The 15,509-nt window shown below is 71.2% G+C and carries 17 protein-coding genes; 11 read left to right on the forward strand and 6 right to left on the reverse strand.

Features of this window, described 5'->3' with window-relative positions:
* Positions 1-76 precede the first annotated feature (76 nt).
* Positions 77-889 carry an SDR family NAD(P)-dependent oxidoreductase gene (locus tag ACFV2O_RS19280; RefSeq protein WP_379252976.1) on the forward strand — a complete coding sequence of 271 codons (813 nt, stop codon included), beginning with the start codon at positions 77-79 and terminating at the stop codon, positions 887-889.
* A 104-nt stretch (positions 890-993) separates the two neighbouring features.
* Positions 994-1,992 (forward strand): GAF domain-containing protein, encoded by a 999-nt coding sequence (locus ACFV2O_RS19285; RefSeq protein ID WP_379252977.1) that lies wholly within the window; start codon positions 994-996, stop codon positions 1,990-1,992.
* Positions 1,993-2,016: 24 nt separating this feature from the next.
* On the opposite strand, the gene ACFV2O_RS19290 is transcribed toward ACFV2O_RS19285, so the two are convergent.
* The 3 genes from ACFV2O_RS19290 to ACFV2O_RS19300 all read right to left on the reverse strand — a co-directional run bounded on the left by ACFV2O_RS19290 (position 2,017) and on the right by ACFV2O_RS19300 (position 3,884).
* Complete coding sequence (locus ACFV2O_RS19290; protein WP_039803648.1) at positions 2,017-2,202, reverse strand: hypothetical protein; 186 nt, start codon at positions 2,200-2,202, stop codon at positions 2,017-2,019.
* Between the two features lie 167 nt (positions 2,203-2,369).
* Positions 2,370-2,885: a gamma carbonic anhydrase family protein gene (locus ACFV2O_RS19295; RefSeq protein ID WP_355072760.1), complete on the reverse strand. Its 516-nt coding sequence runs from the start codon at positions 2,883-2,885 to the stop codon at positions 2,370-2,372.
* A gap of 51 nt (positions 2,886-2,936) precedes the next feature.
* Complete coding sequence (locus ACFV2O_RS19300) at positions 2,937-3,884, reverse strand: GlxA family transcriptional regulator (RefSeq protein ID WP_379252978.1); 948 nt, start codon at positions 3,882-3,884, stop codon at positions 2,937-2,939.
* 71 nt (positions 3,885-3,955) lie between these two features.
* On the opposite strand from ACFV2O_RS19300, the gene ACFV2O_RS19305 reads away from it, so the two are divergent.
* Positions 3,956-4,723, forward strand: coding sequence for an MBL fold metallo-hydrolase (locus ACFV2O_RS19305; RefSeq protein WP_379252979.1), 768 nt, complete (start codon positions 3,956-3,958; stop codon positions 4,721-4,723).
* A 130-nt stretch (positions 4,724-4,853) separates the two neighbouring features.
* The gene (ald, locus tag ACFV2O_RS19310; RefSeq protein ID WP_379252980.1) at positions 4,854-5,963 is read left to right on the forward strand and encodes an alanine dehydrogenase; all 1,110 of its coding nucleotides are present in this window, start codon (positions 4,854-4,856) and stop codon (positions 5,961-5,963) included.
* Here ald and sigJ read toward each other — a convergent pair whose 3' ends face one another.
* Positions 5,964-6,914, reverse strand: coding sequence for an RNA polymerase sigma factor SigJ (sigJ, locus tag ACFV2O_RS19315; RefSeq protein WP_379252981.1), 951 nt, complete (start codon positions 6,912-6,914; stop codon positions 5,964-5,966).
* Between the two features lie 137 nt (positions 6,915-7,051).
* Between sigJ and ACFV2O_RS19320 the strand changes: the two genes are divergently transcribed.
* Together ACFV2O_RS19320 and ACFV2O_RS19325 are read left to right on the forward strand one after the other, a co-directional pair.
* Entirely contained in the window at positions 7,052-7,969 is a 918-nt protein-coding gene (locus ACFV2O_RS19320; RefSeq protein WP_379252982.1) for a cobalamin biosynthesis protein, read from the forward strand.
* A gap of 226 nt (positions 7,970-8,195) precedes the next feature.
* Positions 8,196-8,594 (forward strand): VOC family protein, encoded by a 399-nt coding sequence (locus ACFV2O_RS19325; RefSeq protein WP_355072770.1) that lies wholly within the window; start codon positions 8,196-8,198, stop codon positions 8,592-8,594.
* 52 nt (positions 8,595-8,646) lie between these two features.
* Here ACFV2O_RS19325 and ACFV2O_RS19330 read toward each other — a convergent pair whose 3' ends face one another.
* Complete coding sequence (locus ACFV2O_RS19330; RefSeq protein ID WP_379252983.1) at positions 8,647-9,549, reverse strand: SURF1 family protein; 903 nt, start codon at positions 9,547-9,549, stop codon at positions 8,647-8,649.
* Positions 9,549-10,070, reverse strand: coding sequence for a low molecular weight protein-tyrosine-phosphatase (locus ACFV2O_RS19335; RefSeq protein ID WP_379252984.1), 522 nt, complete (start codon positions 10,068-10,070; stop codon positions 9,549-9,551). Before ACFV2O_RS19335 ends, ACFV2O_RS19330 begins: the two co-directional genes overlap by 1 nt.
* 44 nt (positions 10,071-10,114) lie before the next feature.
* Between ACFV2O_RS19335 and cobC the strand changes: the two genes are divergently transcribed.
* The 5 genes from cobC to ACFV2O_RS19360 all read left to right on the forward strand — a co-directional run bounded on the left by cobC (position 10,115) and on the right by ACFV2O_RS19360 (position 15,421).
* The gene (gene cobC / locus ACFV2O_RS19340; RefSeq protein ID WP_379252986.1) at positions 10,115-11,155 is read left to right on the forward strand and encodes an Rv2231c family pyridoxal phosphate-dependent protein CobC; all 1,041 of its coding nucleotides are present in this window, start codon (positions 10,115-10,117) and stop codon (positions 11,153-11,155) included.
* 337 nt (positions 11,156-11,492) lie between these two features.
* Entirely contained in the window at positions 11,493-12,605 is a 1,113-nt protein-coding gene (locus ACFV2O_RS19345; RefSeq protein ID WP_379252987.1) for a Nif3-like dinuclear metal center hexameric protein, read from the forward strand.
* Positions 12,606-12,741: 136 nt separating this feature from the next.
* The gene (locus ACFV2O_RS19350; RefSeq protein ID WP_364427725.1) at positions 12,742-13,386 is read left to right on the forward strand and encodes a hypothetical protein; all 645 of its coding nucleotides are present in this window, start codon (positions 12,742-12,744) and stop codon (positions 13,384-13,386) included.
* A gap of 72 nt (positions 13,387-13,458) precedes the next feature.
* Positions 13,459-14,196 (forward strand): C4-type zinc ribbon domain-containing protein, encoded by a 738-nt coding sequence (locus tag ACFV2O_RS19355; RefSeq protein ID WP_356965065.1) that lies wholly within the window; start codon positions 13,459-13,461, stop codon positions 14,194-14,196.
* A gap of 31 nt (positions 14,197-14,227) precedes the next feature.
* The gene (locus ACFV2O_RS19360; protein WP_364427731.1) at positions 14,228-15,421 is read left to right on the forward strand and encodes a bifunctional RNase H/acid phosphatase; all 1,194 of its coding nucleotides are present in this window, start codon (positions 14,228-14,230) and stop codon (positions 15,419-15,421) included.
* The last annotated feature ends 88 nt before the right edge of the window (positions 15,422-15,509 follow it).

A 15,509-nucleotide genomic window follows, 5' to 3' on the forward strand; every position in this document is an offset into this window, starting at 1 on the left:
CGCGTCCAGATTCGGCTGACTAGCCTGTGGTCGGTGTCCGGCCGCGACTCCGGACGGTCCGGAAAGGGGTTGAGCCATGGGGTATTTCGCGAATCGTGTGGTGGCGGTCACCGGCGCGGGTTCGGGCATCGGCCGGGCGCTGGCGGTGGCATTGGCGGGCGCGGGGGCATCGCTGGCGCTGTCGGACAAGTCGGCGGATGCCGTGGCCGAGACGGGGGTGCTGTGCGCGGCCGTGGGCCGGGAGCCGTCGGTGAGCACGGTGGACGTCACCGATCGGGCGGCGGTGTTCGCGTACGCGGAGCGGACCGTCGCCCGGTTCGGGCGGGTCGAAGCACTGTTCAACAACGCGGGCATCCTGCACGTCGGCGGCGTGCTGGAGTCGCCCTTCAGCGACTTCGAACGGGTGATGGCCGTCGACTTCTGGGGTGTGGTCAACGGGACCAAGGCGTTCCTGCCCCATCTGCTGGCCGCCGATCGCGCGCATGTCGTCAATATGTCCTCGGCGTTCGGGCTGGTGGCCGTCGCGCGGCACGCGCCGTACAACGCGGCGAAGTTCGCAGTACGCGGTTTCACCGACTCGCTGCGCCAGGACATGCGTGCGGCGGGCGGCTCGGTGCGGGTCACCGGGGTGTATCCGGGCGGCGTGCTCACCGGGATCGCCCGGTCGGCGAGCGTCGCGCCGGGCGTCGACGCGCAAGCGGTGGTGCGCCGATTCGAGGGACATGTGGCGCGGACCAGCCCGGGAGCGGCTGCGCGGACCATTCTGCGCGGCGCCGCGCGCGGCGACGCGAAGGTCCTGGTCGGAATCGATGCCATCGCTGTGGACCTGGTCACACGAATGGCGGGGTCGTACCACGAGAAGGTGCTGGACATGGTATTCCGGTCCTGACCGCACGCCGGATGCGCGGTCAGGGACGGGGAGGGCGAAATGACAACCGGCCGAGCATATTACGAGTTACGGTGGACCGCCGATGATGGCGTGCGGGGGCGCGGATGGTGACGAAATGGCTGCTGCTGGAGTGCTTTTCGGGCCAGCCGGGGCGAGTGATCGCCGTGGGGTCCGCGCCGAAGGCGTTCGTGCCGCTGAGCAACATCGTGCGCAATCCGCTGTCGCGGGCCGACGCGGAGTCGGCGCTGCGGCGGGCATGTGCCACCGGTGCGCCGGTCGCGTGCGTCTCCGGCGACGGGCGGCGCACGGTGCGGGCCGAGCCGCTGCTCATCGCGCCGGGGCGGGCGCATGCCGTACGACTGTGGGTGGGCCCGCAGCAAGAGCCGGTCGCGGCGGCCGACCCGATGGGGGCGTGGTACTTCGATCTCACGGCCAACCGCTCGGTGCGCAGTATCGACCTGTTGGACCTGTACGGCGTCGCGCCGGAGAACCGTGCCGCCGAGCTGGCCATCGCGGGCGCGTTCACCCGGCTGGTCGCCAACCGCGACGAGAGCGAGGCGCTGGCCAAGATCGTCAACTCGGCGCCGGGCACCGAGCATCAGGCGGTCTGGACCATCCGGCGCGACGACGACGCTCTGCGCGCCGGGCATTTCGCCTGCCGGATCGTCGCCGAGCCGGACGACGCGGGCGAGCCTCATGTGCTGCTGCGCGGGGTGACCCAGGACATCGGCGCGTCCACCGCCGTCTCCGCCGCTCCACCGCCGACGATCCTGGAGTACGCGGTGCTGGAGGCCGCCACCGAACCCGGCGAGTACCGCGCGATCGTCAATCTGCGCTCGTTGCGGCTGATCCGGTGGATCGGGCCGCCCATGCCGGACGTCGCCTGGGCGGATCTCCCCGGGCAACCGAGGCCGCAGATTCATCCGGATGATCTGGCGACCGCGCGAACCATGTCGCGAGATCTGGCGCGGCATCGTACCGAGGGGACGGTGCGCCTGCGCCGGGTCGACGGTGGCTGGCAAACGGTACGCATTCGGGCCGCGTTGATGGCGCTGGATCAGCACACCACGGCCGGACTCGCCACGCTCACCGCGGCATCGTGATCCGCGGTGAGCGTGGCGTCGAAGTCATTGGCGCGGCAGATCCAGCTCGGCCATTTCCTTCTCGATCGCGTTCGCGGCGAAATCCACACCGCGAGAACGTAATTCATGAACCCGGCGCTGGAGTGCCTCGACTCCCCCCGGTTGGGCCGCGATGTCGGCGACGCTGATCCGGCCCTTGGGCCCGTGCACACCCGACTGCACGTACGACACCGTGATACCTCCTGCCTGCACGCTCGCCCACCCATCGACCCGGGTGGGTTCACCACTGCGCTACAAGTCGCACGACAACCGTGTCGACAGGAGAGCCCGGGTCGCCGGGCACGCTGGCTGAATGCTATCAGCGATCTCTAATGGACATTTGATCAGTGTGTCCTGTTTCACACCTCATTCGCCGTGCGATGTTGGGCTGTATTTGCTAGGTAGACAGTCGCATTCAGGCGAATGCGATCTTGCTCCTCGGCACCGAGTTCCCGGCGCACCTTGCCCGGCACGCCCGCCACGAGCGAACCGGGCGGAATCCGCGCGCCCTCCGGGATCAGCGCGTTGGCCGCGATCAAGCTGCCGGGTCCGACCACCGCGCCGTTGAGGATGGTGGCGCCCATGCCGACGAGCACGTCGTCGCCGATCGTGCACCCGTGCAGGATCGCGTTGTGCCCTACCGAGACCCCCGCGCCGACGGTCAGCGGGAAGCCCGGGTCGGCGTGCAGCACGCAGCCGTCCTGGATATTGCTGCGCGCGCCGACCTCGATGGTCTCCAGGTCGCCGCGCAGCACCGCGCTGTACCAGACACTGACCTCGGCGCCGAGCCGGACACGGCCGATCACGGTGGCGTTCGGCGCGATCCACGCGCTCTCATCGATCTCCGGCGCATGCTCGCCCAGCTGAATCCGCATGGCCATGAACTTAGCGGGCTCGGCCGTGCGGCCACCCGCGGCCCGTCCCGGTCAGTTCTGTCCTTGGAAACTGGTGCGGTGCGCGGCGGGGCTGGTGCCGAGGATGCGGTGGAAGTGGTGGCGCAGGCTCACCGCCGTGCCGAATCCGGTGTCGACCGCGATGCGTTCCACAGTGTCGGTGGTGGATTCGAGCAGTAGCCGCGCGCGATCGGTGCGCTGGAGCAGCAGCCACTGCTGGGGGCTGGTGCCGGTGCGGTCGCGGAAGCGGCGGGTGAAGGTGCGCCGCGACATGAGCGCGACACGGGCCCAGCCGTCCAGGTCGACCGGGTCGCCGAGATGGGTGCGCGCCCAGACCATGGCGCGCTCGATCGGATCGTCGTCGGCGGCGTCGGGCACCGCGACGGGGATGTACTGCGCCTGGGAGCCGCTGCGATGCGGGGCGGTGACCAGCGACCTGGCCAGCTCGGTGGCGGCTTTGCTGCCGAGATCGCCGCGGACCAGATGCAGGCAGCAGTCCAGCGCCGCGGCCACCCCGGCGGAGGTCACGATATCGCCCAGATCCGACCACAACGTGTCGGCACGGACCCGGACCGCGGGGAACGCACGGGCGAGCTCGGCGGCGGAGGCCCAATGCGTGGTGATCTCGCGGCCGTCGGCCAGTCCGCTGGCGGCCACCGCCCAGGAACCCAGGCACAGCCCGACGATCCTGGCGCCGCCGGCGTGGGCGGTGCGCAGGGCGTCGCGCACGTCGGCGGACAGCGGAGCGCCGAGTCGCCAGCTCGGGATCACGACGGTGTCGGCCCGCGTCAGCGTCTCGAGTCCGTGCCGGACGTGGATGTCGAATCCGGCCGGGGTGCGCACTGTTCCGGGCCGCTCGGCGCACACGTCCACCTGATACGGCGCGGGCCCTTCGACGCCGACCCGGCCGAAAACGAGGCTGGGCACCGACAGATGGAAGGGACTGACTCCGTCGAACGCCAGAACGGCCACTGTACGCATGGCCCGATCTTAACGGTAAGCGGCTCGCGGGCCACTATCTCTTGGCGGGCGGGTGGGACAAGATCAACGGCATGAGCGAGACGATCGAACGCACCGGCCTGGAACTCCTGCACATCGGCGGTCCCACGGTGCGGTTCCGCTACGCGGGCCGCACCTGGCTGACCGACCCCACCTTCGACGAGCCGGGCGATTACCCGGGGCCCATCACGTTGCACAAACTCGTCGGGCCCGCCGTGTCGCGGGAGGAAGTCGGCCCCGTGGACGTCGTATTGCTCTCGCACGACGAACACGCCGACAACCTCGACGACTCCGGCCGGAAGTTGCTGACCACGGTGCCGACCGTGCTGTCCACGCCCGGTGCGGCGACTCGGATCGAAGGAGTGCGCGGGCTGGCGAACTGGGAGACGGTGACGGTGCACGGCGTGCAGGTGACCGGCGTGCCGGCCCTGCACGGTCCCGAGGGCTGCGAGCCGTTCAGCGGTATCGTCACCGGGTTCGTGCTGCGCGCCGAAGGCGAACCGACGGTGTACGTCTCGGGTGACAACGCCTCCGTCGACCTGGTACGGCAGATCGTCGAGCGGATCGGCCGCATCGACATCGCAGTGCTCAACGTGGGCGCCGCGAACGTCGGCCGTTTCGGCGACACCGACGTCACCCTGAACGCGCGCACCGCGCTGGAGGCGGCCGAAGCGCTCGGCGACGCGGTGATCGTGCCCGTCCACGCCGAAGGCTGGGCGCACTTCAGCGAGACGCTCGACCACCTGGGCCGTGTCTTCCGCTACGGCGGCCGCACCGAGCAGTTGCGGATACCGCCGCTGGGACGCACCACCACCGTGTGAGACGGGTCGTCCGAACTCAGCTGGGCAACGTGCCGAGAAACTCACCCGGCGCGCGCGGCTCGGGTGGTCGCCGTGCGCGTTCGGCGCGTCGGTCGTGGCGTCGGCCCCGCGCCGGGGCCACGATGGCGGTATGAGGATCGGAGTTCCACAGGAGGTCAAGGATCAAGAGTTCCGGGTAGCCCTGACTCCGGCGGGCGCCGGGGAGCTGACCGGGCACGGACACGACGTGCTGGTGCAGGCGGGCGCGGGCGTCGGATCGGGATTTCCCGACGCCGACTACGCCGCGGTGGGGGCCCGCCTGGTCCCCGACGCCGACCAGGTGTGGCGGGAAGCCGACCTGGTGTTGAAGGTGAAGGAGCCGATCGCGCGGGAGTATCAGCGGATGCGCCGTGGGCAGGTGTTGTTCACCTTCCTGCACTTGGCGGCGTCGCGCGAATGCACCGACGCCGTGTTGCGCTCGGGCATCACCGCCATCGCCTACGAGATGGTGCGCGCCGCCGACGGGTCGCTACCCCTGCTGGCTCCGATGAGCGAGATCGCGGGCAAGCTCGGCGCTCAGGTCGGCGCGTATCACCTGATGGCGCCGCTCGGTGGCGCGGGACTGCTGCCCGGCGGCGTCCCCGGCGTGCGCCCGGCGGAAGTGGTGGTGCTCGGCGGCGGCGTCGCGGGGTCGAACGCGGCCGCGGTCGCCGTCGGCATGGGGGCGCGCGTCAGCGTGCTGGACACCAACCTGCATCGGTTGCGCGAACTCGACGCTCGCTTCGACGGGCGGATCGCCACCGTCGCGTCGAACGCCACGGAGGTCCGGCGCGCGGTGTTGTCGGCGGATCTGGTGATCGGCGCGGTGCTGGTTCCCGGCGCGCGTGCGCCGGAGCTGGTCTCCGATGAGCTCGTCGGCGGTATGCGCCCCGGCGCGGTGCTGGTGGACATCTCCATCGACCAGGGCGGCTGCTTCGCCTCGGCACACCCGACGACGCACGCGAATCCGACCTTCCGGGTGGCGGATTCGCTGTTCTACTGCGTCGCCAACATGCCGGGCGCGGTGCCGCACACCTCGACCATCGCGCTCACCAACGCGACCTTGCCCTACGTGCGGGCGATCGCCGAACTCGGCTGGCAGGAGGCATGCGCCCGGCACCCCGATCTCGCGCACGGGCTCACCGCGGACGCCGGGCGGCTGCTGTCGGCCGAAGTCGCGGCCGCGCACGGATACTCGCGGCCGCTCGGCGTCGCGGGCTGACTACTCCCGCTCGGTGCGGCTTCCGCCCAGGTGCCAGTCGGGCTCACCGGTGGTGGGCAGGTCGCGCAACTTGTCGGGGTTGCGGACCACGTCGATCGCGACGATGCGACCGTCGTCGACGGTGAAGGAGAAGACGCCCGTGTGGGTGCCGTCGAAGACCACGAGTCCGGGCTGGCCGTTGACCAGCACCGCGCGGCCCCAGCCGCCCGCCACTTGGTACCAGCCGAGCAGCAGCTTGGCCACGAGCTCGGCGCCGTGCACGGGCTGCCGGATCGCGGGCACCTTGCCGCCGCCGTCGGCGGTCAGGCTGACGTTCGTGTCGAGGACGCCGAGCAGGGCGCCGAGGTCGCCGGAACGCCACGCCAGCGCGAAGGCCGACACCACCTTCTTCTGCTCGTCGGGGGAGGCGGGAAAGCGCGGGGTGCCCTCCTCGACGTGTTTGCGTGCGCGGGAAGCCAGCTGGCGGACGGCGGCCGGGGTGCGGCCGACCACTTCGGCGACTTCGGGGCCGCTCATGCCGAAGACGTCCTGGAGTACGAACGCGGTGCGCTCGGCGGGCGACAGCGACTCGAGCACGACCAGCAGCGCGGTGGTGACCCGCTCGTCCTGGGTGATCCGGTCGGCGGGGTCGTCCCAGCTGGTCACCTCCGGCTCCGGCAGCCATTCGCCCACGTACTGTTCGCGGCGCACGCGAGCGGAGCCGAGGTGGTCGAGGGCGAGCCTGCCGGTGACGGTGGACAGCCAAGCCCGCAAATTGTCGATCGCTCCGGCGGCGCCCGTCTCGTACTGGCGCTGCAACCGCAGCCAGGCCTCCTGCACGACGTCGTCGGCGTCGCTGAGACTGCCCAGTGTGCTGTAGGCGAGCCTGCGCAGATATGGGCGGTGCTCCTCGAACCGCCGAGCCAGCTCGGCCTGATCGAGGTGCTCGGGGGAAGGCTGTTCGGAAGTCACGTCTGTTCGCCGTTCGTCGTTCGGGCCCCGCCGGGGCGAGTCTATGGATGCTTCACCAGGTCGACGACGCAGGGGCGCGGAGTGTGACACGGCCGGGCCGTGCGGGACGGTCGCCGCCCGCCCGATAGTGTCGCCGAGTGCAGAAGGGGACCGCTACCGCGCTCGGGTTGCTGCTCGGATTCGCGCTCGATCGAGCGTTCGGTGATCCGCGGCGGTGGCACCCGGTGGCCGGATTCGGTTCGGCGGTGGCGGCTTTGGAGTCGGTGACCTATGCCGACCGGCGCGCCGCGGGGCTGGTGCACGAGGCGCTGGCCGTCGGCGCGGTGGTCGGACTCGGCGCGGCCGTACGCCGCGGCGGCGTGGTCGCGACCGCCGCCGCGACCTGGACCGTGCTGGGGGGCCGGAGTCTGGCCCGAGCCGGTCGCCGGATGGCCGATCGCCTGGCGGGGGGCGATCTCGACGGCGCCCGCGCGCTGCTGCCCTCGCTGTGCGGCCGCGACCCGCAGGCGCTCGACGCGGACGGTCTCGCCCGCGCGGCCCTGGAGTCCATCGCCGAGAACACCTCCGACGCGGCCGTCGCCCCGGTGGTGTGGGGAGCGGTGGCGGGCGTTCCGGGTTTGCTCGGATATCGCGCGGTCAACACGCTGGACGCGATGATCGGCTACCGCAACGAGCGCTACCGGCATTTCGGCTGGGCCGCCGCGCGCGTCGACGACGCGGCCAACCTGATCCCGGCGCGCGTCACCGGTTTGCTCACCGCCGTGCTCGCACCCTCGATCGGCGGAAGGCCCGCTGCCGCCTTGGCCGCGTGGCGCCGGGACGCCGCCGGGCATCCCAGCCCCAACGCGGGCGTGGTCGAAGCGTCGATGGCCGGGGCGCTGGGCGTCCGGTTGGGTGGCCGCACCGAGTACCCGCACGGTGTGGAGATGCGCCCGGTGCTCGGTGACGGCCAAGCTCCGACCGTGCACGACTTGCGCCGCGCCGTACGCCTTTCGGAGGCGGTGCAACTCACCGCCACCGTGATCGCCGCCGCGGTGGCCGCGATCAGGCGTTGAGTGGTTGGCCGCGGCGGGTGGCCGCGATCAGGCGTTGAGCCGTCCGCCGCACCGGGCAGCCGCGAACGGCGGGAGTCCGCGGGCGGTCGGCCCGCGCACCGGCGGCCGCGGCCGCTCGCGATCGCACGGCGGTGGCGGTCACCTGCCACCACCGTGCGCACCGATCGGCGGGCGACTGTGCCGCCGACTGCCCGAACCCGCGTTCCGGCTCGGATAGGGTCGGCGGGTGCGAATCGGGCTCATGACCATCGTGGTGGCGGAGTACGACGCCGCGATCGACTTCTTCGTCGACTCGTTGGGATTCGAGCTGATCGAGGACTCAGCGGCTCGCACGAATGACGGCCGCCCGAAACGGTGGGTGGTCGTGCGGCCACCCGGCGCCGAAACCGGCATATTGCTGGCCCGCGCCGACGGTGCGCGGCAAGCCGCGGTGATCGGACAGCAGGTCGCGGGCCGCGTCGGATTCTTCTTGCAGGTCGAGGACTTTCGGTCGGCGTACGACCGAATGGTCTCGCGCGGTGTCGAGTTCGTCGGCGCGCCACGGAGCGAGCCATACGGGCAGGTGGCGGTCTTCCTGGACATCGCTGGGAACCGGTGGGATCTGCTCGGCCCGGCTCAGCCGTAGTGCGAATCGTCCGGCGTCGCGGCGAGCAAGTCCGGCCGCGACCATGCCGGGATCAACCGCGGCCGCGGCCGTAGCGGTCGGCGAGGCGCGCCTCCGTGGTCGGTGCGGCGGGCACGCTGGGAGCCGCCGACGGAGCCTGCTCGGACCCGGCCGGTTCGGTGCCTGACGTGGCCTCGGGCGATTCTGCGGCGGAGCTCTTTTCTTTCCTTCGTTCCCGGATCTCGGCGTAAATGAAATAGCCGAGGCCGAGGGGAGCCATGATGCCGAAGGCCAGCCATTGCAGGCCATAGGACAAATAGGGGCCCGCATCGAGCTGGGGGAGCGGCGTCGGAGTGAACGCGCCCGGTTGGTTTTCACTCAGTTGCAGGTAGCCGCCGCGCTCGCCGCCGGTCGGAACGGCGGTCAGGGACTGTCGCAGGACCGCCGTCTCCTGGGTGGTGTCGATGGAGTACACCTGGCGATAGCCGTCCTGGACGCTCGGGTCCTTGCCGGGCGTGACCCCTTCGGACATCCGGACCCTGGCCTCGATGCGCTGTGGCCCGGCGGGGGGCTCGGGGATCTGCGGCGGGCGCGTGCCGTCGACCGCCGCCACCAGCCCGCGGTCGACGAGCAGCACGCGCCCGTCGTCCAACCGGAACGTCGCGAGCACCGCGTACCCCGGAGCGCCGTCGAGATGGCGCAGCCGCACCAGCGCCGTCGAGTCCGGCACATAACTGCCGGAGGCGGTGACACGCCGCCACTCGGTGTGCTCGCTCCCTGCGCCGGAGAGCACGGTCGTGACATCGACGGGCTCGGCCTTCACCGAGTCGGCGATCAACTGGTTGCGGTGCGACGTGGCGGTGTTCTTGCCGAGTTGCCACGGCGCGAGCACGGTGAAGCACAGGTAGGCGAACGCGGCGACCAGCACCGCCAGGATCAGCCAGCTGGGGCGAAGCAGGAAGGTCAGTCTGCGCATCAGGATCGCTCGTCGGAGACGAGGCGCGGGTCGGGCGGTTCGGCGGCGGCCAGTTCGGCGCGCACCCAGTCGAGCAGGCCGGGGACGGCGGCCTCGATCTGCGCGCGCACGAGTTCGAAGTCCGCCGCGTCGCCGTAGTAGGGATCGGCCACGTCCTGACCGTCGGCGTCCGGGTCGAAGGCGCGCAGCAACCGCAGCCGCTCGGCCGGGATGCCCAGGCGGGCGAGGTCGCGCTGGTGCGAGCTGTCCAGCGCGATCACCAGGTCCGCGTCACTGTGCTCGGCGCCGAACGCCGCGGCGACGTGGCCGGTCGGGTACCCGTATTTGCGCAGGGTCGCGCTGGTGCGCGGGTCGGCGTCGTCGCCCACGTGCCACGAACCGGTGCCCGCGCTGCTCACCCGCACCCGATTGGCCAGGCCGGCCCGGTACAGGTGCGAGGCGAAGATCTTCTCCGCCATCGGAGAGCGGCAGATGTTGCCGGTACAGACGAACGAGACGTGCAGCTGGCCCACGCCTGCCATTCTGGCCGGTCCCGCTCCGGGGCCGCCACGTAGGGTGTGGTCTCGTGGCCGAGGACACCGTCGATCGAGCGAAACTGCGCCACCACGGCGACGTGGACGTACGTCCGGGCATGCTCGATTTCGCGGTGAACGTGCAGGGGGCCGCACCGCCGGAATGGCTGCGGCGGCGGTTGGCCGCGCGCCTCTCCGATCTGGGGCGTTATCCCAGCGCCGAGGACGCCGAAGCCGCCCGCCGCGCGATCGGGGCCCGGCACGGCCGCGATCCCGGGGAGGTGCTGCTGCTGGCCGGCGCGGCGGAAGGCTTCGCCATGCTGCCTCGCCTCGCGCCGCGGTCGGCCGCGGTGTTGCATCCGTCGTTCACCGAGCCCGAACTCGCGCTCCGGGAAGCGGGCGTTCCCGTCACCAGGGTGGTACTCGAACCGCCCTACCGGCTCGATTCCGCCGCGGTGCCCGCCGGAGCCGATCTGGTGGTGCTCGGGAACCCCACCAACCCGACCTCGGTACTGCACTCGGCCGCCGCCATCCGCGCCCTGCGCAGGCCAGGGCGCGTCATCGTGGTCGACGAGGCCTTCGCCGACGCGGTGGCCGGTGAGCCGGAATCCCTCGCCGCCGACCCCGCACCCGACCTGCTCGTCCTGCGCAGCCTCACCAAGACGTGGGCGCTGGCGGGGCTGCGCTGCGGTTACTTCCTCGGCGCGCCCGAGGTGCTGGCGCGCCTCGGCCACGGGCGACCGCACTGGCCGCTGGGCACCCTGCAGCTGGAGGCGATCACCGCGACCGCGAGCCCGGCCGCCGTGGCCGACTCGCAGCGCCGCGCCGAAACGCTCGCCGTGCATCGTGCCGCGATGATCGAGCGCCTGAGCGGACTCGGCGTGGCGGTCCACACTCCGGCGGAAGGCCCGTTCCTGCTGCTGCGCGTGGCGGACGGTGAATTGCTGCGCAAACATTTGGCCGCGGAGGGGATCGCGGTCCGGCGCGCGGACACCTTCCCAGGCCTGGGCCCGGATCACCTGCGCGTCGCGGTCCGTGGCCCCGCGGAAGTCGACCGGCTGGTCGCGGCGATCCGGTCGGCGGATGTCCGATGAGTACGAGGCTCCGGCCGTGCCACGCCGATCAAAGATCCGATCCCGCGCGCAGGCGCACTGGCCGGGCGGAGATTTCGCCTGTCGGACGTCTCGCGGCCGGTGGCCGATCTCCACGTCCGCCGCATGGTGGTCGCCGCACCGGGCATCAGGGCGAACAAAGGGTCCGGCCCACTCACCACGACGGACGCGGTGTTCGTGGCGCTGGATTGTGCCCTTCGTACCGTCCGACCACGCGAATCACCGGCACGAGACGGGCGAGCGCACGCAGCCACGCAGGCACGTCCGGCGGTGAATCCACTGCCGCACAGTGCGGAACCGAAGCGAAGGAAGGTGGACGATGACCACGCTCGCGGATCTCATCGGGGCGCTCGACGCGGCCTACCCGCCCGCGCTGGCCGAGCCGTGGGACTCGGTCGGCCTGGTCTGCGGTGACCCGGCCGAGGAGCTGACCCGGGTGTTGTTCGCGGTGGACGCGACCGCCGCGGTCGTCGACGAGGCGATCGACTGGCGTGCGCAGGCGCTGGTGGTGCACCACCCGTTGCTGCTGCGCGGCGTCGACACCGTCGCCGCGAGCACGCCGAAAGGGGCGCTGCTGCATCGGCTGATCCGTTCGGGCTGCGCGCTGTTCACCGCGCACACGAACGCCGACTCCGCCGATCCCGGCGTCTCCGACGCGCTCGCCGCGGCCATCGGCCTGACCGTGACCGGCCCGCTGGACTCCAAACCCGAAGCAGCCGTGGACAACTGGGTGATCCAGGTGCCGCGCACGCACACCGACGCGGTGCTCGCCGCGCTCTTCGCCGCCGGTGCTGGCGCGAGCGGGCACTGTTGCGACCGTGCGGTGCGTGTGCCCGCGACCGGCCAGTTCCGTCCCGAAGCCGCGGAACAAGGCTCCCTGACCGAACTCCAGTACGTCGAGGAGGAGCGGATCGAGGTGGCCGCCCCGCCCGCCGCGCGCTCGGCCGTGCTCGCCGCGCTGCGGGCCGCGCATCCCGGTGACGACCCGGTGTATCACATCGGCGAACGCGCCCAGCTGCCGTCGTCGCTCGGCATCGGCCGGATCGGCACCCTGCCGCAACCGGAATCCTTGCGCGACTTCACCGATCGCGTGGCCCGCGCCCTCCCGCCCACCGCGTGGGGCGTACGCGCCGCGGGCGACCCGGATCGCACCGTCTACACGGTCGCGGTGTGTGGCGGCGCGGGTGACTCCTACCTGAACAGGGCCAGCGGGCTGGGTGTCGATGTGTATCTCACCTCCGACCTGCGCCATCACCCGGTCGACGAGCACCTGCGCAAGGGCGGCCCCGCCTTGGTGGATGCCGCGCACTGGGCGACCGAATTCCCGTGGTGCGCGCAGGCGGAAGCGGTCGTGCGAACCGCCCTTCCCGGTTTGGAGACCAGGGTGTCCACGCTGCGCACCGATCCGTGGACGGTGCGCGCGCCCGGCTGAGCGTCGCACGTCCGCGTCCGAACCCGTTGTCTCGGCGACGAACTGGCAACGGCGTGTCGGGGCGTGTCCGCGCCGGGCCGGAACGGGTTGGGCGTTTCGGGTGAATCGAGTAGTTCGCGCGGGGTACAACTACCGCATGAACTTCCCGGTGGATTTCGGGCTCGTGCAGATCGGGCTGATCCTGCTGCTGGTCGTCGGTGTAGCGCTGATCATCTCCGGTCTGATCGCCGCGCGCCGGGTGGGAATGCGGCCGCTGCTCGCACGCGGAACGGGCGGGCTCGCGCTGCTGCTGGTCGCCGCGGTGCTGTTGTGGATCGCGACGCTGCTGCAGACCTATCTCGGATTGACCGGCGAGATCAAAGCGGCGCATGTGGTGGCCAAGCCGGTGGCGGGACAGGAACACCTGCTCGACGTCGATGTCACCCTGTACGGCGACGACGACCACCCCGAGCAGCGTCTCACCCACCAGGTCGAAGGCGACATGTGGGTGCTGCAAGCGGGCATCGTCGAGTTGGAGCCGTGGGTGAACGCGCTGGGCTTTCACTCCGGCTACCGGATCAGCCGCCTGTACGGTCAGCGTCTGGACGGCGTCGCGACCAAACAGAACCAGATCTTCCTCAACGACGGCGACCGCGACTTCTTCGCCGACATGCGCGCCGGCCGCTGGTGGACCCAGCCGTTCGTGCGCTCCGCCTACGGCAACGCGGTGATCGCGGTGCCCGGCGAATACGACGTCTACATCTCCCGCGACGCCATCAAAACTCGCACGGTCGGCGGCTGACGCCGGTCCGCCGATCCGGCGGGGTACGGTTGAACACCAGTCCCGTCCACCCCGTCCAGGAGTTTGTCCGCGTTGAATGTCGAACCCCCGATCCAGGCCGAGCTGCTGCGGCTCGCCGCCGTCGACGCCGAGCTGACCCGGATCGCGCACCGCCGCACCGTGCTGCCCGAGCAGCAGGAGGTGGCGCGGCTGGAGGCCGAGCGCAACGCGCACTCCGACGCCGCGGTGGCCGTGGAGATCGTGCTGGACGATCTCGACCGCGACATCCGCAAGCTGGAGGGCGAGGTCGAGGCGGTGCGCAAGCGCGAGGAGCGGGACAAGAGTCTGCTCACCGCGGGAACCGTGAACGCCAAACAGCTTTCGGAGATCCAGCACGAGCTGGGCAGTCTGGAGCGCCGCCGCTCCGTGCTGGAGGACGAGCTGCTCGAGGTGATGGAGCGGCGCGAAGCCTCCGCCGCCGACCATGAGCACGCGGGCGCGCGGTTGAGCAAGACCGACGAGGAACTCGGCGATGCCAGGCGACAGCGGGACGAGGCGCTCGCGGACCTGGACGTGGCGCAGACGCGCTGCGAAACCGATCGCGCGGGCGTGGTCGCGAAGCTGCCCGGCGAACTGCTGGCCATCTACGACCGTCAGCGGGAACAGCACGGTGTCGGCGCCGCCCTGTTGCAGGCGCGTCGCTGCGGCGCGTGCCGCATCGAACTCGATCGCGGCGAGATCGCCCGTATCGCCAAGACCGCTCCCGACGTGGTCGTGCGCTGCCCGGAGTGCGGCGCCATCCTGGTCCGGACCAGGGAATCGGGGCTGTGAGTTCGCCGCGACCGACTGACCGGGAAGTGCGATGAGTTTCCCGGAGGTGATCGTCGAAGCCGACGGCGGCTCGCGGGGCAATCCCGGTCCGGCCGGGTACGGCGCGGTGGTCTACGACGCCGATCACGTCCGGGTGCTCGCCGAGCGCCGGGAGTTCCTCGGCATCGCCACCAACAACGTCGCCGAATATCGCGGACTGATCGCCGGGTTGGCGGCGGCCGCGGAGCTGGGCGCCGAATCGGTCGTGGTGCGGATGGATTCCAAGCTGGTCGTCGAGCAGATGTCCGGTCGCTGGAAGATCAAGCACGCGGCCCTGATCCCGCTCGCCGACCAGGCCCGCAGGATCGCGGCCGGGTTCGCCCGGGTGAGTTACCGCTGGATCCCGCGCGCGCAGAACTCGCATGCCGACCGGCTCGCGAACGAGGCTATGGACGCCGGAGCCGACGTGGACGAGGGCCGTGCTCAGGCCGCCTCCACCCGGTCGGTGGAGGCCGCCGATCCGGCTCTCGCGGACACCGAGCGCGATCTGCCGAGCTGGATCGACGAAGCCAGGGAAGCGAACGCCGAGCAGTCGAAGCCCGCGCAGCACGGTCCCGGCTGGACCCGTGCCACGGGTCGGCCCACGCGTTTGCTGCTGCTTCGCCACGGTCAAACCGAGTTGTCGGTGCAACGCCGCTATTCCGGTCGCGGCAATCCGCCGCTCACCGCGCTGGGCCGCGAGCAGGCCGCGCGCGCCGCGAAAATGCTGGCCGCCAAAGGCGGCATCGCCGCGGTGGTCAGCTCTCCGCTCGGCCGGGCCAGGGAGACCGCCGAGGCGGCCGCCGCCGCGCTCGGGGTCCCGGTCGAGATCCACGACGGGCTGATCGAGACCGACTTCGGCGCGTGGGAGGGATTGACCTTCGCGGAGGCCGCGCAACGCGACCCGGATCTACACGCCCGCTGGATCGGTGACCCCACCGTCGCCGCGCCCGGCGGGGAGAACTTCGAGGAGGTCCGCGCGCGGGTGGACGCGGCTCTGCGCGACCTGCTCGAGCGGTACCCCGGCGCCAATGTGGTCGTGGTCAGTCATGTGACCCCGATCAAGACGCTGCTGCGGCTGGCCCTCGATGCCGGCCCGTCGCTGCTGTATCGCTTGCATCTGGATCTGGCGTCGCTCTCGATAGCCGAGTTCTATCTCGACGGCGGGTCTTCGGTGCGTCTGGTGAACGATACGTCCTACCTCTGAAGCCGACGACGAGCCCGATTCGAGGGCGAACGCGGTGCGTGGAGGGCGAATTATGCCTCATTGCAACACATTTCCGTTTCACAATCGC

This window comes from Nocardia sp. NPDC059691, assembly GCF_042733915.1.
GTDB lineage: Bacteria > Actinomycetota > Actinomycetes > Mycobacteriales > Mycobacteriaceae > Nocardia > Nocardia sichangensis.

Bases quoted from the DNA above. Each gene is read 5' to 3' on its own strand.
- ACFV2O_RS19330 (WP_379252983.1), bottom strand. From the start codon at position 9,549: ATGCGCAGACTGACCTTCCTGCTTCGCCCCAGCTGGCTGATCCTGGCG.
- ACFV2O_RS19345 (WP_379252987.1), top strand. From the start codon at position 11,493: ATGACCACGCTCGCGGATCTCATCGGGGCGCTCGACGCGGCCTACCCG.
- ACFV2O_RS19300 (WP_379252978.1), bottom strand. From the start codon at position 3,884: ATGCGTACAGTGGCCGTTCTGGCGTTCGACGGAGTCAGTCCCTTCCAT.
- ACFV2O_RS19280 (WP_379252976.1), top strand. From the start codon at position 77: ATGGGGTATTTCGCGAATCGTGTGGTGGCGGTCACCGGCGCGGGTTCG.
- ACFV2O_RS19350 (WP_364427725.1), top strand. From the start codon at position 12,742: ATGAACTTCCCGGTGGATTTCGGGCTCGTGCAGATCGGGCTGATCCTG.
- ACFV2O_RS19285 (WP_379252977.1), top strand. From the start codon at position 994: ATGGTGACGAAATGGCTGCTGCTGGAGTGCTTTTCGGGCCAGCCGGGG.
- ACFV2O_RS19295 (WP_355072760.1), bottom strand. From the start codon at position 2,885: ATGCGGATTCAGCTGGGCGAGCATGCGCCGGAGATCGATGAGAGCGCG.
- ACFV2O_RS19360 (WP_364427731.1), top strand. From the start codon at position 14,228: ATGAGTTTCCCGGAGGTGATCGTCGAAGCCGACGGCGGCTCGCGGGGC.
- ACFV2O_RS19335 (WP_379252984.1), bottom strand. From the start codon at position 10,070: ATGGCAGGCGTGGGCCAGCTGCACGTCTCGTTCGTCTGTACCGGCAAC.
- ACFV2O_RS19305 (WP_379252979.1), top strand. From the start codon at position 3,956: ATGAGCGAGACGATCGAACGCACCGGCCTGGAACTCCTGCACATCGGC.
- ald (WP_379252980.1), top strand. From the start codon at position 4,854: ATGAGGATCGGAGTTCCACAGGAGGTCAAGGATCAAGAGTTCCGGGTA.